The sequence below is a fragment of the Kushneria sp. EE4 genome (genome assembly GCF_977968315.1).
Window position 1 is genome coordinate 3499153 of sequence record NZ_OZ386212.1, and the last position, 26483, is coordinate 3525635.

General features: G+C 60.4%; 24 protein-coding genes. 13 read left to right on the top strand and 11 right to left on the bottom strand.

The window, feature by feature from the left end; genetic code table 11:
- Positions 1-86 precede the first annotated feature (86 nt).
- Positions 87-563, bottom strand: coding sequence for an SsrA-binding protein SmpB (gene smpB, locus ACXMYO_RS15770; protein WP_438765890.1), 477 nt, complete (start codon positions 561-563; stop codon positions 87-89).
- A 153-nt stretch (positions 564-716) separates the two neighbouring features.
- On the opposite strand from smpB, the gene ACXMYO_RS15775 reads away from it, so the two are divergent.
- Entirely contained in the window at positions 717-1151 is a 435-nt protein-coding gene (locus ACXMYO_RS15775) for a type II toxin-antitoxin system RatA family toxin (RefSeq protein WP_438765891.1), read from the top strand.
- The gene (locus tag ACXMYO_RS15780) at positions 1151-1456 is read left to right on the top strand and encodes an RnfH family protein (RefSeq protein WP_438765892.1); all 306 of its coding nucleotides are present in this window, start codon (positions 1151-1153) and stop codon (positions 1454-1456) included. The genes ACXMYO_RS15775 and ACXMYO_RS15780 overlap by 1 nt, the downstream gene beginning before the upstream one ends.
- A gap of 23 nt (positions 1457-1479) precedes the next feature.
- Here ACXMYO_RS15780 and ACXMYO_RS15785 read toward each other — a convergent pair whose 3' ends face one another.
- Positions 1480-1920, bottom strand: coding sequence for an outer membrane protein assembly factor BamE domain-containing protein (locus ACXMYO_RS15785; protein WP_438765894.1), 441 nt, complete (start codon positions 1918-1920; stop codon positions 1480-1482).
- A 73-nt stretch (positions 1921-1993) separates the two neighbouring features.
- Here ACXMYO_RS15785 and fur point away from each other — a divergent pair, with 73 nt between their 5' ends.
- Positions 1994-2443, top strand: a complete 450-nt coding sequence (gene fur, locus ACXMYO_RS15790) for a ferric iron uptake transcriptional regulator (RefSeq protein ID WP_090136096.1) — start codon at positions 1994-1996, stop codon at positions 2441-2443.
- An 80-nt stretch (positions 2444-2523) separates the two neighbouring features.
- On the opposite strand, the gene recN is transcribed toward fur, so the two are convergent.
- The gene (gene recN, locus ACXMYO_RS15795; protein WP_457809420.1) at positions 2524-4197 is read right to left on the bottom strand and encodes a DNA repair protein RecN; all 1674 of its coding nucleotides are present in this window, start codon (positions 4195-4197) and stop codon (positions 2524-2526) included.
- A 292-nt stretch (positions 4198-4489) separates the two neighbouring features.
- Between recN and grpE the strand changes: the two genes are divergently transcribed.
- The 5 genes from grpE to ACXMYO_RS15820 all read left to right on the top strand — a co-directional run bounded on the left by grpE (position 4490) and on the right by ACXMYO_RS15820 (position 9438).
- Positions 4490-5116 (top strand): nucleotide exchange factor GrpE, encoded by a 627-nt coding sequence (gene grpE, locus ACXMYO_RS15800; protein ID WP_438765896.1) that lies wholly within the window; start codon positions 4490-4492, stop codon positions 5114-5116.
- Positions 5117-5259: 143 nt separating this feature from the next.
- Entirely contained in the window at positions 5260-7182 is a 1923-nt protein-coding gene (gene dnaK, locus ACXMYO_RS15805) for a molecular chaperone DnaK (protein WP_457809421.1), read from the top strand.
- 87 nt (positions 7183-7269) lie between these two features.
- Positions 7270-8421, top strand: coding sequence for a molecular chaperone DnaJ (dnaJ, locus tag ACXMYO_RS15810; RefSeq protein WP_457809422.1), 1152 nt, complete (start codon positions 7270-7272; stop codon positions 8419-8421).
- A 124-nt stretch (positions 8422-8545) separates the two neighbouring features.
- Positions 8546-8950, top strand: a complete 405-nt coding sequence (locus ACXMYO_RS15815) for an Ohr family peroxiredoxin (protein ID WP_438765899.1) — start codon at positions 8546-8548, stop codon at positions 8948-8950.
- A gap of 86 nt (positions 8951-9036) precedes the next feature.
- Positions 9037-9438 carry a septal ring lytic transglycosylase RlpA family protein gene (locus ACXMYO_RS15820; protein WP_457809423.1) on the top strand — a complete coding sequence of 134 codons (402 nt, stop codon included), beginning with the start codon at positions 9037-9039 and terminating at the stop codon, positions 9436-9438.
- 54 nt (positions 9439-9492) lie between these two features.
- Here the strand turns inward: ACXMYO_RS15820 and ACXMYO_RS15825 are convergent, their stop codons facing one another.
- The 7 genes from ACXMYO_RS15825 to ACXMYO_RS15855 form a co-directional block, all read right to left on the bottom strand.
- Entirely contained in the window at positions 9493-10242 is a 750-nt protein-coding gene (locus ACXMYO_RS15825) for an ABC transporter ATP-binding protein (RefSeq protein WP_457809424.1), read from the bottom strand.
- Complete coding sequence (locus ACXMYO_RS15830; protein WP_438765904.1) at positions 10236-11306, bottom strand: iron chelate uptake ABC transporter family permease subunit; 1071 nt, start codon at positions 11304-11306, stop codon at positions 10236-10238. Before ACXMYO_RS15830 ends, ACXMYO_RS15825 begins: the two co-directional genes overlap by 7 nt.
- The gene (locus ACXMYO_RS15835; protein WP_457809425.1) at positions 11299-12429 is read right to left on the bottom strand and encodes an ABC transporter substrate-binding protein; all 1131 of its coding nucleotides are present in this window, start codon (positions 12427-12429) and stop codon (positions 11299-11301) included. The genes ACXMYO_RS15830 and ACXMYO_RS15835 overlap by 8 nt, the downstream gene beginning before the upstream one ends.
- Before the next feature lie 286 nt (positions 12430-12715).
- On the bottom strand, positions 12716-12979 hold the full coding sequence (locus ACXMYO_RS15840; RefSeq protein WP_457809426.1) for a formate dehydrogenase subunit delta: 264 nt from the start codon (positions 12977-12979) through the stop codon (positions 12716-12718).
- A gap of 40 nt (positions 12980-13019) precedes the next feature.
- Positions 13020-15965: a formate dehydrogenase subunit alpha gene (gene fdhF, locus ACXMYO_RS15845; RefSeq protein ID WP_457809427.1), complete on the bottom strand. Its 2946-nt coding sequence runs from the start codon at positions 15963-15965 to the stop codon at positions 13020-13022.
- A complete protein-coding gene (locus ACXMYO_RS15850) occupies positions 15959-17527 on the bottom strand; it encodes a formate dehydrogenase beta subunit (RefSeq protein WP_457809504.1) in 1569 nt (522 codons plus the stop codon). Before ACXMYO_RS15850 ends, fdhF begins: the two co-directional genes overlap by 7 nt.
- Positions 17527-18033 carry a formate dehydrogenase subunit gamma gene (locus tag ACXMYO_RS15855; RefSeq protein ID WP_438765911.1) on the bottom strand — a complete coding sequence of 169 codons (507 nt, stop codon included), beginning with the start codon at positions 18031-18033 and terminating at the stop codon, positions 17527-17529. The genes ACXMYO_RS15850 and ACXMYO_RS15855 overlap by 1 nt, the downstream gene beginning before the upstream one ends.
- A 145-nt stretch (positions 18034-18178) precedes the next feature.
- On the opposite strand from ACXMYO_RS15855, the gene ACXMYO_RS15860 reads away from it, so the two are divergent.
- Positions 18179-19258 (top strand): substrate-binding domain-containing protein, encoded by a 1080-nt coding sequence (locus ACXMYO_RS15860; protein WP_457809428.1) that lies wholly within the window; start codon positions 18179-18181, stop codon positions 19256-19258.
- 38 nt (positions 19259-19296) lie between these two features.
- Here ACXMYO_RS15860 and ACXMYO_RS15865 read toward each other — a convergent pair whose 3' ends face one another.
- Positions 19297-20274 (bottom strand): esterase-like activity of phytase family protein, encoded by a 978-nt coding sequence (locus ACXMYO_RS15865; protein WP_457809429.1) that lies wholly within the window; start codon positions 20272-20274, stop codon positions 19297-19299.
- 85 nt (positions 20275-20359) lie between these two features.
- On the opposite strand from ACXMYO_RS15865, the gene dapB reads away from it, so the two are divergent.
- The 4 genes from dapB (at position 20360) to greA (ending at position 26410) form a co-directional block, all read left to right on the top strand.
- On the top strand, positions 20360-21193 hold the full coding sequence (dapB, locus tag ACXMYO_RS15870; RefSeq protein ID WP_457809430.1) for a 4-hydroxy-tetrahydrodipicolinate reductase: 834 nt from the start codon (positions 20360-20362) through the stop codon (positions 21191-21193).
- Positions 21194-21459: 266 nt separating this feature from the next.
- Positions 21460-22614, top strand: a complete 1155-nt coding sequence (carA, locus tag ACXMYO_RS15875) for a glutamine-hydrolyzing carbamoyl-phosphate synthase small subunit (RefSeq protein ID WP_438765918.1) — start codon at positions 21460-21462, stop codon at positions 22612-22614.
- 89 nt (positions 22615-22703) lie between these two features.
- Positions 22704-25934, top strand: coding sequence for a carbamoyl-phosphate synthase large subunit (gene carB, locus ACXMYO_RS15880; protein WP_457809431.1), 3231 nt, complete (start codon positions 22704-22706; stop codon positions 25932-25934).
- Positions 25931-26410 (top strand): transcription elongation factor GreA, encoded by a 480-nt coding sequence (gene greA, locus ACXMYO_RS15885; RefSeq protein ID WP_115855564.1) that lies wholly within the window; start codon positions 25931-25933, stop codon positions 26408-26410. The genes carB and greA overlap by 4 nt, the downstream gene beginning before the upstream one ends.
- Positions 26411-26483 lie beyond the last annotated feature (73 nt).

Sequence of the window (26483 nt, forward strand, 5' to 3'; positions counted from 1 at the left end):
GTAGCAATATTTGCAGTCAGCGCCAATCGCTGTCGACATCGAGCGTCACGCGACGTTCATGACTGCCTGACACTCGTCGCTTGTGACTAGCGCTGCTCACGCACGACCCGTGCCTTCTGTCGCTGCCAGTCACGCTGTTTTTCGGTTTCCCGCTTGTCATGCTTTTGTTTACCGACCACCAGCGCCAGCTCGCATTTGACCAGATGCCCTTTCCAGTAAAGCCGCAACGGGACGCAGGTATGGCCCTTGTCCTGCGTGCGCGAAAAGATTTTGGCAATTTCCTTTTTATGCAGCAGCAGTTTGCGCGTGCGGGCGGGGTCAGCCACGTCATGAGTGCTGGTGGTGTTCAAAGGCGTGAAATGCGCCCCCATAAGCCACGCCTCACCACGGCGAACCAGAATATAGGTATCCGTCAGCTGTCCCTTGCCGGCGCGCAGGCTTTTGACCTCCCAACCCGATAAGGAAAGCCCTGCTTCAAAGCTCTCTTCGATGTGGTACTCATGGCGCGCCTTGCGGTTCTGGGCAATCAGATTGCCTGAGGGCTGATGTTTCTTCTTGCCCATCGAAATGTCATCTCCTTGACTATAAAAATCATGCGATACATCACATGCGCGTGCTCACCTTAAGATGGGGGGAGGCGTGATATCATTCAAGCATGTGTGAACAAACGTCAACCATGGTACGCGCTGAGCGTGCCTGCGTCATGGGAGAAGGGCATGCCCACCGTTGATCGCTCCACGATGGTGCGCCATACCGATCGGCAGATGTTTGAGCTGGTCAATGATTTCGAGCGTTATCCCGAATTTCTGCCCAACTGTCGCAACGCGCGAACGGTGGAAAGAGGGGAAGACCATCTCATCGGAGAACTGACACTGGGAAAGGGAGGAATCGAACAGACCTTTCGCACCCACAACAAACTTCACCCCTTTGATCGGATCGACCTGTCACTGGCCAGCGGGCCGTTCAAGCGTTTTGAGGGATACTGGAAATTCGTGGCGCTTGATGACCGTTCATGCCGTGTAGAGCTGCATCTGGAGTTTGAATTTTCCAGTCGGCTGCTGGGCATGGCCTTCGGCCGTCTTTTCAATCAGTTGGCCGGTCAGCTGGTAGACGCCTTTATCGAGCGTGCAGACAGGGTGTACGGACGTTGATGCAGTCAGAAGACACCGTTACCTGTGAGATCGCCTGGGCAACGCCGAAGGAGCAGCATCTGGAAGTGGTTACCGTATCGCACGGGGCCACGGTACTGACAGCGCTTGAGGCTTCAGGGATCTGCGCTCGTATAGACGAGCTAATGGGCGTGCCTGTCGAGGAACTTCAGCTGGGCATCTTTGGCGAGCATGTCAAATCGCCTGCCGAAAGGGTGGTCCATCAGGCAGATCGCATCGAAATTTACAGGCCGCTTCACGTCGACCCGAAGCAGGCTCGTCGGGCCAGGGCCCGACGAAAGGTTTAAGTAGAGGCTGCTGTTTTGATGATCTACAGGGTCGGATCGGTAGAGCCACCTGCAGGGTTGGAAGCCGGTCTGCCCATCGGAGAGATCGTGTCTCCCGGTCCGGCCGCGGCGGCAGAGGCCGGAGCATCACGCTGCTCGGTTCCGGGGCTTGCGCCAATCTCACCGGCTGTCTGAATATCTGCCAGTTGATTGCCATTAAAGACAAGCGAAACCTGCTTTTCAGTGATATTGTCATCAGCATCCTTTAGCCGATAGACATAGTTCCAGCTCGCATCGTCAAAGGCGTTGTACATCAGGGGACTGCCCATGACCTGTACAACCTGCTGACGGCTCATGCCGGGCTGTAGCTGCGATACCATATCGGGAGTGATCAGGTTGCCCTGGGGAAGGTCGCGCTTGTAAACGCATGCTGCTAACAGGCTGACCATTAAAGAAAAAATTATAAGCTTGAGCGTGTTTTGCATTTGCCTGGGACTTTCCCTATCGTTTGCCTTGATCGATCATACCCGATACATCCAGAGACTGCGAAGAGCTACCATGGCCGATAGAAATCAGGAGTTACGCAAGGCAGGGCTCAAGGTGACCCTGCCACGCGTAAAAATCCTTCAGATCCTCGAGGCAACGCGGGAAGAGGATCTGCACATGAGCGCCGAAGACGTCTACAAGGCGCTGCTGGATTCCGGTGAAGACGTCGGTCTGGCCACTGTTTATCGTGTACTGACACAGTTTGAATCCGCAGGGCTTGTAGTCCGTCATAACTTTGACGGTGGCCATGCCGTATTCGAGATGTCTCAGGAAGAGCATCACGACCATATGCTGTGTCTGGAAACAGGTGAAGTGGTCGAGTTCTTTGATCGTGATATCGAGCGTCGTCAGCGCGAACTCGCAGAAGAGCGCGGCTACGAGCTGGTCGATCACGCACTGGTGCTGTATGTACGTCCCAAGGGCTCCAGCGCAACGCGACAGGATGGTGGCAACCGCCGTTGATTGCGGCGGCGCGGACCGGGTGATCATGAAAACGCCGCGAATGTTCGCGGCGTTTTGACGTTGGCAGGTAGCAGGTCTGACTAGTGTGCCGAGCGCTGGCTCACATCCAGCATCTCCCGGGCATGGGCCAGCGTTCGCTCTGACAGGTGAACGCCACCCAGCATGCGAGCAAGCTCTCGAACCCGTCCGCCCTCGTCGAGCAGCGCCATGGTGGTATGGGTGGTTTGCTCATCCGCCTGTTTCTCGATATGCAGATGCTGATGTCCCTGAGCCGCCACCTGAGGTAGATGGGTAACGCAAAGAATCTGACCGTGGCTGCCCAGCTGGCGCAGTAGCTGGCCGACGATTTCTGCCGTGGCGCCCGAGATGCCCACGTCCACTTCGTCAAAGACCAGGGTCGGAATGGTGCTGTGCTGTGCGGCGACCACCTGAATGGCCAGGCTTACGCGCGACAGCTCACCACCCGACGCTACACGGGTCAGGGCGCGCGCCGGTTGTCCTGGGTTGGCACTGATCAGAAAGCTGACCCTGTCCATGCCCTCTGGCTGGGCGGTATCACGACGCGCAATATCGACGGTGAAGTCCGCCTTTTCCATCCCCAGAAACGCCAGTTGAGACTGCACTTCCCCGCCCATGCGCTGTGCTGCCTCAAGGCGCTGCTCGGAAACCCGGTGGGCCAGCTCGCGCCAGGCATTGCGCGCTGTTTCCGTGGCTTCAACCAGTGTTTCCATGTCTTCCCCGTCGCCCTGCAGCTCGGAAAGCTCTGCCTGCAGACGCTGGTGCAGCGCCGGTACTTCCTCGGGCATGACGTGATGCTTGCGCGCAATGCGATGGATCTCCGCAAGGCGCGATTCCACCGTCATCAGACGATCAGGGTCGAGCTCGGTACTGCTGACATAGCGATGCAGCTCATAACCGGCTTCCTGTAGCTGAATGCAGGCATCACCGAGCATGTTCAAAATATTGGCCAGGGCGCCGGTGTCACTGCCCGGCAGCTGTTCCAGGCGCTGGCGAGCCTGTGTCAGCCGGGTGAGCGCACCACTTTCATCATCATCGCAGCAGTCGGCGGCAAACTGCGCCTGAGTGATGAGCTCTTCGGCATTGGCCAGACGGGTCTGTTCCTGCTCGAGTGTTGCCAGTTCTTCCTCGCCCAGTGCCAGCGCATCGAGTTCCTCGACCTGATAACGCAACAGCTGGCATCGGGCCTGCTGCTCATCGCCGCTTTCACGCGCCGCTTTCAGTCGACGATTGGCCTGCTGCCACTGGCGATGAATCTGTGTGAGCTGCTCGACCTGGCCGGTGTGGCCGGCAAAGTCATCCAGAAGGCGCAGGTGCGTTTCCTCGCGCATCAGGGTCTGATGGGCATGCTGGCCATGAATATCGATCAGGTGTTCGCTCAGCGCCTTGAGATCGGCAAGCGGCGCCGGTACACCGTTGATCCAGGCCTTTGAGCGCCCGTTAGCAGTGACCGAGCGGCGCAGCAGGCATTCGGTGTCGTCCAGATCGCGCTCGGCAAGCCAGGCACGCGCCTGGGGTAGCGCCTCGATATCAAAGCGCACGGCCAGATCGGCTCTTGCAGCACCATAACGTACGCTTCCGGCATCGGCCCGCTCTCCCAGACAAAGCGACAGGGCATCCAGAAGAATGGACTTGCCGGCACCGGTTTCACCGGTGATGGTCGTCATGCCATTGCGAAAATCCAGCTCCAGATGTTCGACGATGGCGTAATTACTGATGGATAGCTGAGACAGCATGGCCACTCCCGTGTGCGCGGTCGCAAAAGACTGGGTTTAGTGGGTTAAAAACTGACTTTATATACAGTGAGTGTGTTTTTATACAGCGGCTCTGATCGGGCTTCAATACCCTGAATTGGTAATTTCATCGTCTTCATGCCTTGAGATCGCGACCCAAATGCCCCATCTGGGTAAACAGTTTTCAGCATCAATGTCGCTCTACAGGATGACGCACTGACACTCGGTTGCGTACTGCCCGCGCACAACGAGCGGCACAACCTGAAAGGCAGCCACAGCGAGTCAGGAGTGGGTTATGACCAACAAGCCGCATGATCCGAAGGATGAAGAGCTCGAACGCGCCGAGCGTGACGCCGAGCCACAACCGTTTGACGCCGGCAAGACGGATGGCCTTGAAGATATCGAAGGCGTTTTGCAGACAGACGACGAAGAAATGCTGAGCTCAAGCGACCAGGAAGCCGATGTTCTGGCCGGCCGTGTCGCAGAGCTTGAGCAGGAGCTGGCCGAGGCGAAGGATCAACAGGTCCGCGCGGCAGCCGAGGCGCAAAACGCGCGTCGCCGCGCCGAGCAGGATGCCGACAAGGCGAAGAAATTTGCTCTGGAAAAGTTCGTCAAGGAGCTGCTGCCGGTCGTGGACAGCCTTGAAAAGGGCCTTGAGAGCATGAGTGAAGATGTCAGCGAAACCCATCGCGAAGGGGTGTCGATGACGCTGAAAATGCAGCTCGATGTGCTCTCCAAGTTTGGCGTCGAACAGCTCGACCCGCATGGCGAGCCCTTCGACCCGCAATATCATGAAGCCATGACCCAGGTGGCCAATCCGGAGCTGGATCCCAACACGGTCATGGATGTCATGCAGAAGGGATACACGCTCAACGGACGTCTGGTACGCCCGGCCATGGTGGTAGTAAGCAAGCAGGCCTGATACCCGGCCACGGATGTTTTGTCGACAACGATACGTGTGGGGTCTTGAAAAGCGACGTAATGCCCACACATAGGCAGACATCCACGCAGCGTTGACTGCGCATCGAAAGCATTTTGGTTCAGAAGATTTTTCGAGGTGACACTATGGGACGCATTATTGGTATCGACCTTGGCACAACCAACTCCTGTGTGGCTGTGCTTGATGGCGACAAGACCCGCGTAATTGAAAACGCCGAAGGCGCGCGCACGACGCCTTCCATCATCGGCTACACCGATGACGGCGAAACACTGGTCGGTCAGGCGGCAAAGCGCCAGGCCGTGACCAACCCGAACAACACCCTGTATGCGGTCAAGCGTCTGATCGGTCGCAAGTTCAAGGATGACGTTGTTCAAAAGGACATCAAGATGGTGCCCTACAGCATCATTGAAGCCGACAACGGCGATGCCTGGGTTCAGGTCAACGACAAAAAGATGGCGCCGCCGCAGGTCAGCGCCGAAGTCCTGAAGAAGATGAAAAAGACCGCCGAGGACTATCTCGGTGAAGAAGTGACCGAAGCGGTTATCACCGTACCGGCCTACTTCAACGACTCTCAGCGTCAGGCCACCAAGGATGCCGGTCGTATCGCCGGGCTTGAAGTCAAGCGCATCATCAACGAGCCGACGGCAGCCGCGCTGGCCTACGGCATGGACAGCAAGGGTGGCGACCGTACCATCGCGGTTTATGACCTGGGCGGCGGTACCTTCGATATCTCCATCATCGAAGTGGCTGATGTCGATGGTGAAAAGCAGTTCGAAGTACTCGCTACCAACGGTGACACCTTCCTGGGCGGCGAAGACTTTGACCTCAAGCTGATCGACTATCTTGTTCAGCAGTTCAAGGCCGATTCCGGTATCGACCTGTCGGGTGATTCGCTCGCCATGCAGCGTCTGAAGGAAGCCGCCGAGAAGGCCAAGATCGAGCTGTCCTCCGCGCAGCAGACCGAAGTCAACCTGCCTTATGTCACGGCAGACCAGACCGGTCCCAAGCACCTGGCGGTCAAGGTCACACGCGCCAAGCTCGAGTCGCTGGTCGAAGATCTGGTTCAGCGCTCGCTCGGCCCGTGCAAGACCGCCATGCAGGACGCCGGTCTCTCCAACAGCGAGATTCAGGATGTCATCCTGGTGGGTGGCCAGACGCGCATGCCGATGGTTCAGCAAAAGGTTGCCGAATTCTTTGGTCAGGACGCTCGCAAGGATGTCAACCCGGATGAAGCCGTCGCCATGGGTGCCGCGCTTCAGGGCGGCGTACTGGGCGGTGACGTCAAGGACGTGCTGCTGCTCGACGTCACGCCGCTGACGCTGGGCATCGAAACGATGGGTGGTGTCATGACGCCGCTGATCGAGAAAAACACCACGATCCCGACCAAGAAGACTCAGACCTTCTCCACGGCCGAGGATAACCAGACGGCAGTGACCATCCATGCGCTGCAGGGCGAGCGCAAGCAGGCGGCACAGAACAAGTCGCTGGGTCGCTTTGATCTGGCCGACATTCCGCCGGCACCGCGCGGCGTACCGCAGATCGAAGTTGCCTTCGATCTCGACGCCAACGGTATCCTCAACATTACCGCGAAGGACAAGGCGACCGGCAAGGAACAGTCGATCGTGATCAAGTCCTCCGGCGGTCTCTCCGATGAAGAGATCGACCAGATGGTACAGGACGCCGAGGCGCACGAGGCCGAGGACAAGAAGTTCGAAGAGCTGGTGCAGCTGCGCAACCAGGCTGACGGCATGATCCACGCCTCGCGCAAGACGCTCGAAGAGTCCGGCGACAAGGCAACCGACGAGGATCGTCAGAGTATCGAGACTGCCATTTCCGAGCTGGAAGAGGCGCTCAAGACAGACGACCCGGAACAGATTCAGCCGAAACTGGATGCCCTGACCGAAGCCTCCGGCAACCTGGCGCAGAAGATGTACGCCGAGCAGGGCGAACAGGCCCAGGGCGAGCAGGCGGAAGGTGAGCAGAAGAGCAGCGATGATGTGGTCGATGCGGACTACGAAGAAGTCAACGACGACCAGAAAAAACAGTAAGGCTTTCCACGCCTGATCTGTACAACGCGGGGGCCTTGCTCCCGCGTTGTTTTTGCAGGTGTCAGACTTCGGAGGATCCGTTACACCATGTCCAAGCGTGACTACTATGAGGTCCTTGGCGTCGAGCGCGGCGCCGACGACCGTGAAATCAAAAAGGCCTATCGCCGACTGGCACAGAAGTATCATCCGGATCGTAATCCGGACGATGACACGGCTGCCGAAAAGTTTCGCGAGGTCTCTGACGCTTATGAAGTATTAGCCGACGGTGACAAGCGGGCGTCCTACGACCAGTTCGGCCACGCCGGCGTTGATGGTCAGGGTGGCGGCTTTGGCGGCGGCGGCTTTGGTGGTGCCGGCGGCGCGGGTGGCTTCAGCGACATCTTTGGCGATGTCTTTGGTGACATCTTCGGTGGCGCCGGCGGGCGACGCGGGCCGGGAGGCGCTGCCCGCGGCAGCGATTTGCGCTATAACCTGGAAATCGATCTGGAAGAGGCCGTTGCCGGCACGACCGTCGATATCCGCGTGCCGCGTCTTGTAGAGTGCGATCGCTGCCACGGTGACTGCGCCGAGCCCGGTACCAGCAAGCGTACCTGCTCGACCTGTAACGGTATGGGTCAGGTTCGCATGCAGCAGGGCTTTTTCGCCGTGCAGCAACCCTGCCCGACCTGCCATGGCCAGGGGCAGAGCGTCGATACGCCGTGCCGCAAGTGTCACGGTGAAGGACGCATTCAGGAAACGCGCACCCTGTCGGTCAAGATCCCGGCCGGCGTGGATACCGGTGACCGTATTCGTCTCAACGGCGAAGGCGAAGCCGGCGTCAACGGTGGTCCTGCAGGTGATCTCTACGTGCAGGTGGCCATCAAAACCCACGCCATTTTCGAGCGTGACGGGCGCGATCTTTACTGCGAAGTGCCCATCAACTTTGTAGACGCCACACTGGGTGGTGAACTCGAAGTGCCGACGCTTGAAGGCCGCGTCAAGCTGCGTATTCCGCCCGAGACCCAGACTGGCAAGCTGTTCCGCCTGCGCGGCAAGGGCGTCAAGCCGGTACGTGGCGGCGCACCGGGCGACCTGATGTGCAAGGTGGTGCTTGAAACGCCCGTCAATCTCGACGAAGAGCAAAAGCAGCTGCTGCGCCAGTTCCAGGAAAGCCTGGATGGCACGGACACGCGTCATTCGCCGCGTAAAAGCCGCTGGTTTGACGGCGTGAAAAAATTCTTCGATGACATGCGCCCGTAAGCGTCTGGATCGATGCCAAAACCCTGCCACCCGGCAGGGTTTTTTTATGTTCATCGAGTCGATAAAGGCACGTTACGACGGTATCCGCTACGCTTGCAGCAGGCTTTATCACAGGGAGAGCATCATGGCAGTCATGTATGAAACCACCGTCAACGTCTCCGGCGGGCGCAAGGGGCATGCCAGAAGCGATGACGGCATTCTGGATGTCGATCTCGCGATGCCGGGCAGTGGCACCGATGCCACCAATCCGGAGCAACTCTTTGCGGCCGGCTATGCCGCCTGTTTTGCCAGCGCCGCAATGGGCGTGGCGCGCCAGCAGGGCCACAAGCTTGATGATATTCCGGTTGCGGCCCACGTCGCGCTGGATTCCGAAAATCACGACTACAACCTGACGGTCAAACTGACGGCAGACGTTGCCCTGCCACAGGACGAGGCAGAAAAGCTGATCGCTCAGGCGCATGAAATGTGCCCCTACTCCAAGGCCACGCGCGGCAATATCCGGGTCGATATCGAGGTGAAGGGTCAGTAGATTCTCGACCTGACTCTGGCCAACAACGCATCGCAGCTCTGATAGACTGCGGTGCGTTTTTTTATACAGGTCATGGGGTCATGTCGATGGTGTCAACGAAGACGGTTTGCCAATCAAGCGCGTGGCGCTTTCTGATGCTGGCGTGTCTGTCCGGGCTGGCGGGGTGTGCCGGCAATCAGCTGTCCGATACGCCCGGGTCGACCTCGTCAGGCAAGGCCTCTTATTACAGCGACCGGCATCAGGGCGCGCAAACCGCCAGCGGCGAGCGCTACGACAAAAACGCCATGACGGCGGCGCATCGAACGCTGGCGTTCGGCACCCGGGTACGGGTAACCAATTTGAACAATCAACGACAGGCAGTGGTGCGCATCAACGACCGCGGCCCCTTTTCCAGGGGGCGTGTGATCGATCTCTCCCGCGCCGCAGCCAAGCGAGTCGGCATGATCCGCAGTGGTGTGGTACCCGTTAAAGTGGAAGTGTTGAAATAGCTCGAGGGCAGCGTGATCACTCGCCGCACGAAAGTTATCTGCTGTTCGATCCCGTTAAAGGGCGGTTTCGATCACCAGCATCGGGCTGCCTCTTGAGCAGGTTTCGATGCGCCCTTCGACCTGATAGACCTCCCGCAGCAGTTCGGCCGTGACCACCGCCCGCGTCGGGCCACACGCCTTGAGCGCCCCGCCGGCCAGCACGATGGACTGATCGGCAAAGCGCAGGGCATGACCGAGATCATGCAGGGCCACGATGATCAGCATCTGACGCTGTTCGGCCAGCCGGCGCAGCACGCTTAAAAGCCCGATCTGACGATGCAGGTCGAGTGCAGAAGTTGGCTCATCCAGCAGGAGGATATCGGGGGCCTGCACCAGTGCCTGCGCGGCGCTGACCAGTTGACGCTGGCCGCCGCTGAGGTCACCGATATCGCGCTGCGCCAGCTGCTGCAGGTTCAACTCATCGACTGCCGCATCCACCTGGGCAAGATCCTCGGGCTGCACCTTGAGGCGACGCCCCTGCATGCGCGCCAGCAAAACGCTTTCATAGACGCTCAATACCGCATCGATCCGGGTTTCCTGGGGCATGTAGGCCACCGGGCGCTCAGCATTCGTCCCGGCAATTCGAACGTGACCGCCACCGGAGAGCAGCCCCAGAATGCGTCGAAAGAGGGTGGATTTGCCCGCGGCATTGGGGCCCAGCAGCGCCACCACCTGGCCGCCCGAAAGTGTCGGCGTGGTAATGCTTGAAAGCACTTCGCGCTTGCCGTAGTGGGCGCTCACCTGTTCCAGCGTCAGGCTTACCATGTCGATTTCTTCTGGTTGAGAACAAGAAAGAGAAAAAACGGAATGCCGACCAGCGAGGTAATGATGCCGATGGGGATCACCGTGCCCGGGATCAGTGTCTTGGAAATTACCGAACCCACCGACAGGATCAGAGCGCCGCACAGCGCCGAGGCCGGCAGGAAAAAGCGTTGATCCTCGCCCACCAGCATCCGCGCGATATGTGGCCCTACCAGACCGATAAAGCCGATCGTGCCGACAAAGGCCACCGACACCGACGCCAGCAGCGACACCAGCATCAACACCTGAAGTCGCAGGCGGCGCGGTCGCACGCCCATGCTTTCTGCCTTGGCATCGCCCAGTCGCATGGCCGTCAGCGCCCAGCCGTGGCGCGCCAGCAGCGGGATGGCAATGGCCAGCACCGTCAGCGAGACCCAGACCTTGGGCCAGGTCGCCTTGGTAAGACTCCCCATGGTCCAGAACACCACCGCCGACAGGGCCTGCTGGCTGGCAAAGAACTGGATCAACGCCATGAGCGCGTTGAAGATAAACACCATGGCAATGCCCAAAAGCACGATGGTTTCAATCGTGACGCCTCGGCGCATGCTTAGAAGATGAATCATCAGCGCCGTGAGCATGGCGACTAGAAAAGCGTTGATCGGCACGATGTAGTCCACCGCGAACGGCACGATCGACACCCCAAAGGCCAGCGCCAGCGCCGCGCCGAAACCCGCGCCGGCCGAAATGCCCAGCGTAAAGGGGCTGGCCAGTGGGTTGCTCAGGATGGTCTGCATCTGCGCGCCGGCAATCGACAGACTGGCGCCGACCACAATCGCCATCAGTGCCACCGGCATGCGGATCTGCCAGACAATCACGCTGATCTGCTCGCTGACCGAGCCGGGAGAAAGCAGTGCGCTTAACACCTGACCCAGTTCATAGCGGGCCGGGCCGAGGGCCAGATCGACGCAGAAGCTTAGAAACAGTGCTGCCAGTAGCCCCGTCAGTATCAGCTGGCGGCGCAGCACCGTGGCGCGATAGAAGCTGCGTCCCTGCTCGGAGGCCGCCGCAGCAGCCGTCGATTTATTCATCTGCCGCCTCGAGCGATACCCAGTAACCCGGCTGATAGCTCAGCGGCAAAAAGCGCTCGTGAAGCTCGGCCAGGGTGGCATCGGGGTCCAGATCCTGGAAAAGATCGGGGTGGAACCACTTGGCCAGCTGCTGAATCGCCACGAAGTAATAGGGGCTGTTATAGAACTGATGCCAGATGGCATGGACCTGACCCTGTTTGACCGCCTCGATGCCGGTCATGGCCGTGCGATGCGTCAGGGCCTCGAGCTTTTGCCGGGCTTTTGTCATGTCGGCGCCGGGGCCGACCCCGACCCAGGCACCGCCCGGGACGTAGGCTTCCCAGTCGCCGCCGGTGACCACCACCTGCTCCGGGTTGGAGGCGATGATCTGTTCGGGGTTGAGCGTGCCAAAGGTGTTGGGAATGATGCCATCGGCAATGTTCTGCCCGCCGGCAATGTCGACGTATTCGCCGAAGTTGTGCGGACCAAAGCTCATGCAGCAGTCATCAGAGTAGCCGCCGGCGCGATCGATGAACACGCGCGGGCGTTTCGGGTTGGCCTTTTCAATCACATCGGTGACGCGTGCCATCTGCTCGTCGGAAAATTCGATAAAGCGCTCGGCCTCATTGTCCTTGCCCAGAAGCTGGCCCATCAGCCGGATCGAGGGTGTCGTATCCTTGATGGGATTTTCACGAAAGTCGACGTAGACGATAGGAATGCCCAGCGCCGCCAGCTTGCCCTCGTAGCCGGCGTCCTCGGTGGCCGTTTGGGCCTCGATGTTCATGAAGACAACATCGGGTTTCAGTGCCGCGGCCTGCTCCACATCAAAGGTGCCGTCCTTGAAACCGCCAAAGGTCGGGATGTTTTCGATATCGGGAAAGCGGGCCGCGTAGGCCTCATAGTTTTCCGGGTCGGCCTGGGAGAGGTCTTCGCGCCAGCCCACCACACCCTTGAAGGGGGCGTCAGGCTGCAGCACGCTCAGCAGATAGATCTGACGACCCTCGCCCAGAATCATGCGCTTGACCGGGGTGTCGATGTGAACCTGGCGACCGGCCACATCGGTGACCACCGTGTCTTTTGCCTGCACGGTACAGGAGAGCAGGGCAAGCGCTACAAAAGCGGTAAACAGCAGATTTCTTTTCATGATCGTTGTAATGGCCAGAGAGGGAGACACACGTTGTGAACGCGATACCGGATAGCGTCCTGTCATATGATGATAAGGTTTATCATTCGCATTTTTCGGCATTATGCGAGGTTTCCCGCATGGCGTCGAGCGGCAAGGGGGTTGGGCAGAATGGAACGAGCGAATTGGCAATACAATGTCTTGAAGGAGGCGCAGGCTTTGTAGGGTTTGGGGAATACATAAATGAAAATGGCCCCGCCTGAAGCTGCAGGCGGGGCCATCGTCAGGGAATTTCAAACCGCCGGGTTTAACCCGCGTCGGAGGTCTCCTCCCAGTCCCTGACCACGTCCGACATGGTCTTGAGGCGCTCGACCGCCAGTTTTGAAACGGGGTCGAGCTCACTGCCATCGGTGTCGGCATAGTCGATGAGCTGGCGTTTCATGTCCCGGGCCCAGAACTTCTTGAGATGGCCGGCGATCTGCTTGGCGGCCGCCTCATCGCTGTCATGATGGCGGTTATTGAGGCTGATCTGATTGATCATCCTGATCAGCGGTGTCGTGGGATCGTTCATGGCGACCTCGCAGTCCAGACGGGTTCAGGGTGTCCGGCGCTCATTTGAGCGCCGGCTCCGGGGTGTCGGCATCGGCCAGATAGCGCTGCTGGCGCTCGTCAAAGCGCTGGAACTGCTGCTGCCACGACGAGGGCTGCGAGACTTTTTCGACTTGTACCGCCGTCACCTTGTACTCGGGGCAGTTGGTGGCCCAGTCGGAGTTGTCGGTGGTGATCACATTGGCGCCGCTGCCCGGATGGTGGAAGGTGGTGTAGACCACCCCTGGCGCCATGCGATCGCTGACCAGACAGCGCAGTACGGTATGACCCACTCGGCTGCGAATGCCGAGCCAGTCACCGTCACGCAGGCCGCGATCCTCGGCATCCACCGGATGGATCTCCAGCACGTCTTCCGAATGCCAGGCACTGTTGGCGGTACGTCGTGTCTGCGCGCCAACGTTGTACTGGCTGAGAATGCGTCCGGTGGTCAGCAGCAGCGGATAGCGTGCGTTGACCTTTTCCTCGGTGGCCACGTACTCGGTAATGGCAAAGTGTCCCTTGCCGATCGGGAAGTCCACGCCGTGCATGGTGGGCGTGCCCAGCGGGTAATCGTCGTTGCAGGGCCACTGAATGCTGCCGAGCTGTTCGAGCTTGTCGTAGCTTACCCCGGTAAAGGTCGGCGTGAGGCTTGCCACTTCGTCCATGATCTCGGACGGATGGCTGTAGTTCATGGGATAGCCCAGCGCATTGGCAAGATCCTGGGTAACCTCCCAGTCCTCCTTGCCGGCCACTGGCGGCATGACCCGGCGTACGCGGTTGATGCGCCTCTCGGCGTTGGTAAAGGTGCCGTTCTTCTCAAGGAAGGTGGCGCCCGGCAGCAGCACGTGGGCGTACTTCGCCGTCTCGTTGAGGAAGATGTCCTGCACGATCAGACAGTCCAGAGCCGACAGCGCCGATTCAACATGCTGCGTGTTGGGATCGGACTGGGCGATGTCTTCGCCCTGCACGTAGAGCGCCTTGAAGGTGCCGTTGATGGCGGCATCGAACATGTTGGGAATGCGAAGCCCCGGCTCATCGTCGAGTTTGGCGTTCCACACGGCTTCAAAGCGCTGACGAATCTCGGGGTCGGCCACGTGCTGATAGCCCGGCAGCTCGTGCGGGAACGAGCCCATGTCACACGATCCCTGGACGTTATTCTGCCCGCGCAGCGGATTGACCCCGACACCTTCACGGCCGATGTTGCCGGTCGCCATCGCCAGGTTGGCGATCGCCATGACCGTGGTCGAGCCCTGGCTGTGCTCGGTCACGCCCAGTCCGTAATAGATCGCACCGTTGCCAGCACTGGCATAGGTGCGGGCCGCCTGACGAACCGCTTCTGCCGGTACGCCGGTTTCATTTTCCACGGCTTCCGGGGCGTGACGCGCATCAGAGATGAACGCGCGCCAGCGCTGATAGCCCTCGGTGTCACAGCGCCTTGCGATGAAGTCGGTGTCCTCGAGGCCTTCGGTGACGACCACATGGCCGAGGGCATTGACCAGCGCCACGTTGGTGCCGGGCTTGAGCGCCAGATGCTGGCCCTGACCGCCGTGAGGCGTTCTGAGCAGATCGATGCGGCGCGGGTCGGCCACGATCAGTGTGGCGCCCTGACGCAGGCGGCGCTTCATCTGGGAGGCAAACACCGGGTGGGCATCGGTCGGGTTAGCGCCGATCACAAGTATTGTGTCTGCCTTCATGACCGAATCAAACGTCTGGGTGCCGGCGGATTCGCCCAGCGTGGTCTTGAGACCATAGCCGGTCGGAGAATGACACACGCGAGCACAGGTGTCGGTGTTGTTGTTGCCAAGTGCTGCGCGAATCAGTTTCTGAACCAGATAGGTCTCTTCGTTGGTGCAGCGCGACGAGGTGATGCCGCCGACGCTGTCGCGACCATACTGCGCCTGAATCTCCTTTAGGCGGCGCGCCGCGAAGCCGATGGCCTCCTCCCAGGACACCGCACGCCAGGGCTGATCGATCGAGTCGCGGATCATCGGCTCGCGAATGCGGTCCTTGTGGGTGGCGTAGCCAAATGCAAAGCGGCCCTTGACGCAGGAGTGGCCGTGATTCGCATCGCCGCCCTTGTAGGGCACCATGCGCACCAGCTTGTCGCCTTTCATCTGCGCCTCGAACGAGCAGCCCACGCCGCAGTAGGCGCAGGTGGTCACGACGCTGTGCTCGGGGACGCCTTCCTCGATGACGCTTTTTTCCATCAGCGTCGAGGTGGGGCAGGCCTGCACGCAGGCGCCGCAGGAGACACACTCGGAGTCCATAAAGGGCTCGTTCTGGCTGGCAGCCACTTTCGAATCAAAGCCACGGCCCTCGATGGTCAGGGCAAAGGTGCCCTGCACCTCGTTGCAGGCGCGCACACAGCGCGAGCAGACGATGCACTTGCTGGGATCAAAGCTGAAGTAGGGGTTGGAGTCGTCGATTTTGGCGTCAAGGTGATTCTCACCCTCGTAGCCGTATCGCACCTCGCGAAGCCCCACGACGCCGGCCATGTCCTGCAGCTCGCAGTCGCCGTTGGCCGGACAGGTCAGGCAGTCCAGCGGGTGGTCGGAGATGTAGAGCTCCATGATATTGCGGCGCAGCTTCGCGATTTTCGCATTCTGCGTCGTCACCGACATGCCCTCGACCACCGGCGTGGTGCACGAGGCGGGCATGCCGCGACGCCCCTCGATTTCCACCGCGCAAAGTCGGCAGGACCCGAACGCTTCGAGATTGTCCGAGGCGCAAAGCCTTGGAATGGTGATGCCGGCCAGTGCCGCAGCGCGCATCACCGACGTCCCTTCCGGCACGCGAATCGCGGTGCCGTCGATGGTCAGCTCGACCGGCGTCTCGGAGACGCGGGCCGGGGTACCCAGATCGCGGTCGAAAAAGGCCGGATTGAAGGTGCTCTGGGCTTCACCAACGCCGCCCAGACCCGCATTGAACGAGTGAGCACCGGGTTGTTTGGGATCAAAGTAGTTCAGCATGTCGTACCTCCCGCCGTTGCGGCCTGTCGAGGTGTCAGATCATCAGGGAAGTGCTGCAGGACGCTCTGGACCGGGAACGGCGTCATGCCGCCCATGGCGCACAAAGAGCCATCGACCATGGTCTCGCAGAGTTCGGTGAGCAGGACGAGGTTCTTGTCAGCCGACTCGCCGGCGCGGATGCGATCGATGACTTCTACACCGCGCACGGCACCAATCCGACACGGCGTACACTTGCCGCAGGATTCAACGCTGCAAAATTCCATGGCAAAACGGGCCTGATCGCCCATATCGACGCTGTCGTCGAACATCACCACACCGCCGTGGCCCACCACGCCACCGAAGGCGGCAAAACCCTCGTAGTCGACCGGATGGTCCCACTGGCTTTGTGGCAGGTAGGCGCCCAGCGGACCGCCGACCTGTACGGCCTTGAGGGGGCGCCCGCTCAGAGTGCCGCCCCCGAAATCTTCCATCAGCTCAAGCAGGCTGGTGCCAAAGGCCAGCTCCACCAGCCCGCCGCGCTTGACGTTGCCGGCCAGCTGGATGGCCAGCGTCCCGCGTGAGCGTCCCAGGCCATAATCGGCGTAGGTCTGGCCGCCCTGATCCATGATGAACGGGACGGCCGCCAGTGACAGCACGTTGTTGACCACGGTGGGGCGGCCGAACAGTCCTTCGATGGCCGGCAGCGGTGGCTTGGCACGTACCAGACCGCGCTTGCCCTCGAGGCTTTCCAGCAGGGAGGTCTCTTCCCCGCAGATGTAGGCGCCGGCGCCCAGGCGGACTTCCAGATGAAAGGCGCGGCCGCTGTTCAGGATATTGTCGCCGAGATAGCCGGCGTTGACGGCGCGCTCGATTGCTTCATCGAGAACGGCGTGGGCCAGCGGATATTCCGAGCGCAGATAGATGTAGCCCTGCTCGGCACCCACGGCGAGACCGGCAATGGTCATGCCCTCGATCAAAAGGTAGGGGTCACACTCCATGACCAGCCGGTCGGCAAAGGTGCCGGAGTCACCCTCATCGGCGTTGCAGACCACGTATTTCTGACCCGGCGGCTGGTCGTGTACGGTCTGCCATTTGATACCGGTCGGGAAGGCCGCGCCGCCACGACCGCGCAGGCCGGAGGTCTTGACCTCATCAACGACCGCCTGGCTGTCGAGCGCCAGGGTCTTTTCAAGGCCCTTGAAGCCGCGAAGGGCGGTGTAGTCCTCGATCGATAACGGGTCGGTGATACCTATGCGCGAAAAGGTCAAACGCTGCTGGCGCTTGAGATAGTCGATCTCTTCGGTCAGCCCCAGTGAGAGCGGATGATCCTGGCGCCCTTCAAGCAGCCCGGCATCCAGCAGGGATTCAACATCACCGGGTGTGACCGGGCCATAGGCAACGCGGCCATCAATCGTGTCGATCTCGATTAGCGGCTCCAGATAAAACAGCCCGCGCGAGCCGTTGCGTACGATGTTGATCTCCATGTCGCGCGTTCTGGCACCACGCTCAAGGCGTGTCGCGACCCGGTCGGCACCCAGCGCCAGCGCGGTGGTATCACGGGGGACATAGACGGTAACGGCCATCATTTCACCTCCACGACGGTGGCCGACAGCTCGTCGGTCAGTTCGTCGAACTGTTCCGGCGTCATGCGACCAAAGATGTCATCGTTGACGCGAATGGACGGTCCGCAGGCGCAGTTGCCCAGACAATAGACCGGCTCGAGCGTGAATTCGTGATCCGGCGTGGTCTGGTGATAGTCGATGCCCAGCGTTTTTCTCGCGTGCGCCTCGAGCTGGCGGCTGCCGACCGACTGACAAGCTTCGGCGCGACAGATCTGAATGACGCTGCGCCCCGCCGGGTGGGTGCGAAAGTGATGATAAAAGCTGATGATGCCGTGCACTTCGGCGCGGGTATGGCGCAACGCCTCGGCGATCATGGGCACTGCCGCATCGGGAATGAAGCCGAAGCGGTCCTGAATGGCGTGCAGCGTTGGCAGCATGGCGCCCGGCCTCAAACGATGGGCGTCGATCACTGCCTGAATTTGCGCCGGCGTCCAGGCGTCGGCGACGGGGGAGTGGGTCTGTGACATGGCCGGATCTCATCAGGTCGGAGGATTGAAGCGACAGCGCTCATCCGATCGTCTTATAGGAATCGTTATTCATAACTGCTTTAAGTCAGGGTCAGGTTCGCAACCAAATTAGCACTCTCTATACGGCGGCAAAATATGAACGAAAATGCTTAGCAAAAAGTTGAATATCGTCCCGTCCTGGCGCTTTTATCGAGAGGATGGCGAGCTGCTCGATCCGGTACTGTTTGTGCTGCTGGCCGGTCTGCTCGACACCGGCAAGCTGACCCATGCCGCCAGCCGGGCCAATATTTCCTATCGTCATGCCTGGAATCTGCTCAACCGGGCCGAGGCCTTTTTCGGCATGGCACTGGTCGAAATGCGTCGCGGTCATGGCACGCGGCTGTCACCGCTGGGGGAGAAACTATTGTGGGCCGAACAGCGCGTGCGCGCCCGACTCGGGCCCCAGATCGACAGCATGGCCTCCGAGCTCAACCATCAGCTGCAACAGCTGCTCGACGGCGCACACCCTGTTCTGCGACTACACGCCAGCCACGGTTACGCCGTCGCACTTTTGCCGGATTTCCCGGGAGAGCTGGATCTGCGCTACTGCTCGTCTATCGAGGCGCTTGAGGCGCTGCGCCGCGACGAGTGTGATCTGGCCAGTCTTCACCTGCCGGTGGATCCGCATCTGGCCGAGCAGGTCATGACGGTCTATCGCCCCTGGCTGTCAGGGCAGGATCTGAGCATTATCCGCTTTGTGACCCGCCGCCAGGGGCTGATGCTGCGTCACGAGGACAGTCACCGCATTCGTGCCATGGGGGATCTGGCGCGCGGTGATATTCGATTTATCCAGCGCAACGAGCGCTCCGGGACCCGCCAGCTGTTCGATCTATTGCTGGCAGAGTACGGTGTCGATGAAACCGACCTTCCCGATGCGCGCCACGAGGAGTTTACGCATACGGCGGTGGCAGCCTACGTGGCGGCTGGGATGGCGGATGCGGGCTTCGGCGTGGAGGCGGCCGCCACACAGTTCGGCCTTGATTTCGTTCCGCTGGCGACCGAGCACTATCTGCTGATCTGTCAGGCGCAGCGACTGGTTCAGGACAACCTGCAGGCGCTTTTGACCTATATGGGATCAAAGGGGTTTCTGGCGGAAGTGGCCGCGCTGAATGGCTATGCGCCGGATCGCTGCGGTGAGGTGACCTCGCTTGAAGCGCTGCTGGCGGAAAACGCAGAGCGCGTCTGAAGGTTTGTCATTGGTCATCATTACTGTCGTAGGGCGGCTCACGAGTCGGTGGCGGTATCGTTCGGCACATCAAAGCACCCCAGAAGCGAGCGCTGCAGCCAGCTGAAGTTGTCATCGCTGACCATCAGGTAGCGCCGAGGGCCAATACGGGCCAGGCCTTCGAAGTTGTCCAGCCGCCAGCCCTCGTCGCTGGCCAGGCGGGCGATGGTATTGCCGGGTATCACGCTGTTGTGTGGCCCGTCAGTGATACGAGCGCGGCGCAGCGAGATGATCAGGGGGCGGCCGACCTTGAAGTCGCGCTCCAGCATCAAAAGATCCTCCCCCAGTGGGGCCATCGCCGTCAGTCCGCTGTTATTATCGGTGCGCTGCCAGCGCCACTGGTGGCCGTCGAGATCGAACAGGCGGCTTTCATTGTCGGCCATGCCTTCTGATGCAAATTCCAGCCCGCCAATGATGCCGTGGACCGGGTGGTTGGCCAGCGCTTCCAGACTGCCGTTGTATTGGGCCCCTTCAAGTGCCGAAGGCACGATGGCCTCGTCCACCGGCGCGCCCTCAAGCGTGAAACGCTGCAATCGGTGGCGGCGCTCAAAACCGATCAACAGCTCCTTTTCCCCATCTTCGCCTTCGACCAGAGCCATTGATTCGCTGTCGGCCCAGGGCATCTCGAGCGGCCTGCCCTGACGGTCACGCAGAGGCGTCGAGTCGAGCAACTCGAGACGATTCAGCTGCTGGCGGTCATCGAAATGGGGGCGAGCGCGATAGAGCCGGGCGCGATCGGAGAGCATATACAAGAGGTTGTTTTTCTCGTCGTACGCCAGCTCCGACAGGCCACCCAGCGGCTGGCCGTCGGGCATGCGATCCGGCAGCTCCAGCATGCCGCACCACTCGAGCTGCTCGGGGCGGGATCCGCCCGACGGGCCGCCCGGGTCAACGACGCCTGCTCGGGTGCAGCCGGGCAGCAGCGCCAGCCACAGGGCAACGGCATAAAGGGAGCGGTGCGTGCGTCGGTCTGCCATGGGGTCATCCGGTTGCGTGATCTGATGGGTTATAGTGGCAGACAGGCGCGTGAGCAAACGATGAACATGACACGAAGGGGGATGTGTGACACGAATCGCCATCATGGGCGCTGCAGGGCGCATGGGCAAAATGCTGATCGAAGCGGTTGGCGGTGACGACAGCGCTCGATTGACCGGGGCCGTGGTGCGCCCGGACAGTTCACTGATCGGCGCCGACGCCGGCGAGCTGGCCGGGCAGGGGCGTCTGGGCGTGACGCTTGCCGGCAGTCTCGAAGAGATTATCGATGACTTCGACGTGTTGATCGATTTCACCACCCCGGCCCTGACGCTTAAGAATCTGGCCTGCTGCGCCGAGCACGGCAAGCGTCTTGTGATCGGCACGACCGGGTTTGACGACGAGCAGCTGACAACGCTTGAAGGTTATGGCTCAAAAGTGGCGTTCGTGTTTGCGGCCAACATGAGTACCGGGGTCAACCTGTCGCTCAATCTGCTCTCGACGGCGGCCCGGGCGCTGGGCGATGCCGGCTTTGATATCGAGATCATCGAGGCCCATCACCGTCACAAGGTGGACGCACCATCCGGCACGGCACTGATGATGGGACGTGCGGTGGCCGAGCCGCTGGGGCGGGATCTCAAGGCTGACGGCGTCTATCAGCGCGTCGGCCAGGTCGGGCCGAGAAGCGCGCGCGAGATCGGTTTTTCCACGGTGCGCGGCGGTGACATCGTCGGCGAGCACACTGTGCTGTTTGCTGCCGACGGCGAGCGTATCGAGATCACCCACAAGGCCTCGAGCCGGCTGACCTTCGGGCGTGGCGCGGTGCGTGCGGCGCACTGGCTGATGAATCAAAACGCAGGCCATTACGACATGCAGGATGTGCTGGGGCTCAAGCAGGCATCGACTGACGCGCCACTGAGGTGATCATTGCGTGATGGCATGCGGGGGTGAAATCCGATATTATCGGCACAATTTGGCCGGGTCGAACCCGCAGACCATGGCGATAATACAAGCGGGATGAAGCCCTTCAGGGTTTCGTCCCGCTTTTTTGCAGCCCGGGGGTTGCGCCTTTAGTCAAAGCGCACCGGGAGAGCATGGTCAATGGGGTCGTCAGCCGGCCGGTTTTCCGGTCAGCGTTGTGGCATGTCGCTTTCGCTGACAGTCTCTTTTGCCCTGTGGAGGACGTTGCATTGATCAAACCCGCGATTCTGGCGCTCGAGGATGGCAGCGTATTTCACGGCGTCTCCATTGGCGCCGACGGAGAAACCAGTGGCGAGGTGGTCTTCAATACGGCCATGACGGGCTATCAGGAGATCCTGACCGACCCTTCCTATTCTCGCCAGATTGTCACGCTCACCTATCCCCATATCGGTAATACCGGCATCAATGAAGAGGATGTCGAATCCCACAGCATCCATGCCGCCGGCCTTGTCATTCGCGATCTACCTCGCCTGGTCAGCAACTTCCGCAGTGTCCGCGCTCTGGACGACTATCTCGCCGCCCACGGCATTCTGGGTATTGCCGATATCGACACGCGCCGCCTGACCCGTCTTTTGCGTGACAAGGGCGCGCAAAACGGTGCCATTATCGCCGGAGCGGATGCTCAGGGAGACGAAGCGGTGGCGCGCGCGCTGGCGGCAGCCAATGCCTTTCCCGGGCTCAAGGGCATGGATCTGGCCCGCGAGGCCGGCACCCGCGAGATTCATGAATGGCATGACGGCGAGTGGCAGCTCAGCTCGGGCTACGCCGATTTTCGCCAGCGTGAACGCCCCTGGCATGTGGTGGCCTATGACTTTGGCACCAAGCACAACATCTTTCGCATGCTGACCAGCCGGGGCTGTCGCCTTACGGTGGTGCCGCCGCAGACACCTGCCAGTGAGGTGCTGGCGATGAACCCCGACGGCGTGTTTCTGGCCAACGGCCCGGGTGACCCGGAGCCCTGCGATTACGCCATCACGGCCATTCAGGATATTCTGGCCACCGGCACGCCGGTCTTTGGTATCTGTCTGGGACATCAGCTGCTGGCGCTGGCCAGCGGGGCGAAAACCGTCAAGATGAAGCAGGGCCACCATGGCGCCAACCACCCGGTGCTGGATATCGATCGCGGCCACGTCATGATCACCAGTCAAAACCATGGTTTCGCCGTTGACGAGGCCTCACTGCCGGCCAACGTACGCGCCACCCATCGGTCGCTGTTTGATCAGACCCTTCAGGGGATCGAGTTGACCGATACTCCGGCCTTCAGCTTTCAGGGGCATCCGGAGGCCAGCCCCGGGCCACATGATGTTTCACCGTTGTTTGATCGCTTCGTGGCCATGATGGAAGGCCGCCGTCAGGCAGCCTGACGCTGTCCCGATGGCGGCCTGTGCCGCCGTCGGGGCCGCCATCGCACTCGACTTGTTCGCATCCCATTTTTCGACGCAGTGAAATCGTCATGCCAAAACGTACCGACCTGAAAAGCATTCTGATCATTGGCGCCGGCCCCATTGTTATCGGCCAGGCCTGTGAGTTCGACTATTCCGGCGCCCAGGCCTGCAAGGCGCTGCGCGAGGAGGGGTACCGGGTCATCCTGGTCAACTCCAACCCGGCTACCATCATGACCGACCCGAGCATGGCGGATGCCACCTATATCGAGCCAGTCACCTGGGAGACGGTAGCTCGCATCATCGAGCGCGAGCGCCCCGATGCCGTCCTGCCCACGATGGGCGGTCAGACGGCACTCAACTGCGCGCTTGAGCTGGACCGCCGCGGCATTCTCGGCGAGTTTGGTGTCGAGCTGATCGGTGCCAATGCCAAGACCATCGAAAAGGCCGAAGATCGGGATCTCTTTGACAAGGCGATGAAAAATATCGGCCTTGAGTGCCCGAAGGCCAAGGTGGCGCACGCGATGGAGGAAGCCTGGGAAATTCAGGCTGAGCTGGGCTTTCCCTGCATCATCCGCCCGTCCTATACCATGGGCGGCTCCGGTGGCGGCGTGGCCTATAACCGGGAAGAGTTTGAAGAGATCTGCCATCGCGGCTTCGAGCTCTCTTCCAACCATGAGCTCTTGATCGACGAATCGCTGCTGGGCTGGAAAGAGTACGAGATGGAGGTCGTGCGCGATCACAACGACAACTGCATCATCGTCTGTGCCATCGAGAACTTCGACCCGATGGGCGTGCACACCGGTGACTCCATTACCGTAGCGCCGGCCCAGACGCTGACCGACAAGGAGTACCAGATCATGCGTAATGCATCGATCGCGGTACTGCGCGAAATCGGCGTGGAAACCGGCGGCTCCAACGTGCAGTTTGGCGTTGATCCGCAGACCGGTCGCATGGTAGTCATCGAGATGAACCCGCGCGTGTCGCGTTCGTCGGCGCTGGCTTCCAAGGCGACCGGCTTTCCGATCGCCAAAGTCGCGGCCAAGCTGGCGGTCGGCTATACGCTCGACGAGCTTCAAAACGAGGTTACCGGGGGCGCCACACCGGCGTCTTTCGAGCCGGCCATCGACTATGTGGTCACCAAGATCCCGCGCTTTACCTTCGAAAAGTTCCCCCAGGCCAACGACCGTCTGACGACCCAGATGAAGTCGGTAGGCGAGGTGATGGCCATCGGGCGCACCTTTCAGGAATCCCTGCAAAAGGCGCTGCGCGGTCTCGAAATCGGCGTTGACGGGCTGGACCCGAAGCTCACCGGTTTTGATGAGGCGTCACGCCAGCTTATGCAGGGCGAACTGCAGCGTCCGGGCGCCGATCGAATCTTTTTTGTGGCCGATGCCTTCCGGGCCGGCCTGTCGCTGGATGAAGTCTTCAACTTCACCAACATCGATCGCTGGTTTTTGATCCAGATTCAGGAGCTGATCGTTCTGGAAGGTCAGATCGCCAAGACGTCTCTGGGTGATCTCAGTCGCAAACAGGTCTATTTCTACAAGCGCCGCGGGTTTGGCGATGCGCGTCTCGCCCGTCTTATCGGTGTCAGCGAGAAGGCCTTCAGGGAGCGTCGTCAGGCACTGGATGTACGCCCGGTTTTCAAGCGGGTCGATACCTGCGCTGCCGAGTTCCCGACTTCAACGGCCTATATGTACTCCACCTATGAGGAGGAGTGCGAGGCCGAGCCCAGCGATCGACAAAAGATCATGGTGCTGGGCGGTGGTCCCAACCGTATCGGTCAGGGCATCGAGTTCGACTACTGCTGCGTTCATGCCGCGCTCGCCATGCGTGAGGACGGTTATGAAACCATCATGGTCAACTGCAATCCGGAAACCGTATCCACCGACTATGACACCTCTGACCGTCTCTATTTCGAGCCGGTTACGCTCGAGGATGTGCTGGCCATCGTCGAAAAGGAAAAGCCGGTGGGTGTGATCGTGCAGTTCGGTGGCCAGACGCCGCTGAAGCTGGCGCGTGATCTGGAAGCGGCGGGCGTGCCGATTATCGGCACCACGCCGGATGCCATCGATCGCGCCGAGGATCGTGAGCGCTTCCAGCAGATGATCGATAAGCTCGGTCTCAAACAGCCCAACAATGCCACGGCGCGCAGCTTTGAAGATGCCTTCGTCAAGGCAGCCCGCATCGGCTATCCGCTGGTCGTGCGCCCCTCCTATGTGCTGGGCGGACGTGCCATGGAGATCGTCTACTCGGCTGACGAGCTCGAAAATTACATGACCCATGCGGTCAAGGTCTCCAACGATTCGCCGGTTTTGCTGGATCACTTCCTCAATGCCGCCATCGAGGTGGATATTGATGCCATCAGCGATGGCAAGAATGTCGTGATCGGCGGCATCATGCAGCATATCGAGCAGGCCGGGGTTCACTCCGGTGACTCGGCATGCTCGCTGCCGCCCTATTCGCTGCCGGGTGAAGTGCAGGATCGCATGCGCGATCAGGTGCAGCGCATGGCGCTCGAGCTCAACGTCGTGGGTCTGATGAACGTACAGTTGGCCTGGCAGGACGGCGAGGTCTATGTCATCGAGGTCAATCCGCGCGCCTCACGGACCGTGCCGTTTGTCTCCAAGTGCATCGGACGGTCACTGGCGCAGCTGGCGGCGCGTGTCATGGCTGGCAGGACGCTGGTAGAGCTTGAGTTTACCCGCGAGCACATTCCGGATTTCTATAGCGTCAAGGAGGCGGTCTTCCCCTTCAACAAGTTCCCGGGCGTGGATCCGATCCTGACGCCGGAGATGAAATCGACCGGCGAGGTCATGGGCACCGGCACGACATTTGCCGAGGCCTTCTACAAGGCGCAGCTGGGCGCGGGAGAGGCCATTCCGGCACTCAGCGGCGATCGCCGGGCGTTTTTGTCGGTTCGGGATCCGGACAAGGAGGGCGTTATTGAGGTGGCGCGTTCTCTGTTAACATTAGGCTTTACGTTGATTGCCACGCACGGTACGGCACAGGCACTGGATGCTGCCGGTCTACCGGTCGAAGCGGTCAACAAGGTGTTTGAAGGCCGTCCCCATATTGTCGACATGATTAAAAACGATGAGGTTGCCTACATCGTCAATACGACCGAGGGACGGCAGGCCATTAACGATTCTTCCATGATTCGCCGTTCGGCGCTGTCACACAAGGTACCCTATGCCACGACACTGGCCGGGGCCCGCGCCGTGTGTATGGCGCTTGAGTATGGTAACGAGATTACCGTGCGGCGACTTCAGGAACTCCATACGAGTGTAACGGCATGACCAGGGTTCCGATGACGGTGCAGGGCGAGCAGGCCCTGCGTGAAGAGCTTAACCAGCTCAAAAGTGTTGATCGTCCGCGTGTGATCGCGGACATTTCCGAGGCGCGCGAGCACGGTGATCTCAAGGAGAACGCCGAATATCATGCCGCGCGTGAGCAGCAGGGGTTCATTGAAGGGCGCATTCAGGAAATCGAGTCGCGCCTGTCCAATGCTCAGGTCATTGATGTGACCAAGATGCCGCATACCGGCAAGGTCATCTTTGGTACCACGGTCAGGCTCTTGAATCTTGATACGGACGAAGAGGTGGCCTACCGCATCGTCGGTGAGGACGAGGCCAGCATCAAGGACGGCAAGATTTCGGTCAATTCCCCCATCGCCCGTGCGCTGGTAGGCAAGGCCGAAGGCGATGTGGTCAATGTGCGCACGCCCGGCGGCGACGTTGAATATGAAATCGACAGTGTCGAGCACGTCGGCTGATCCGGACCACGTGTTTTGCGCCATAAAAAAGCCCCCGACAGTGTCGGGGGCTTTTGCGTTGTAATCATCTGCA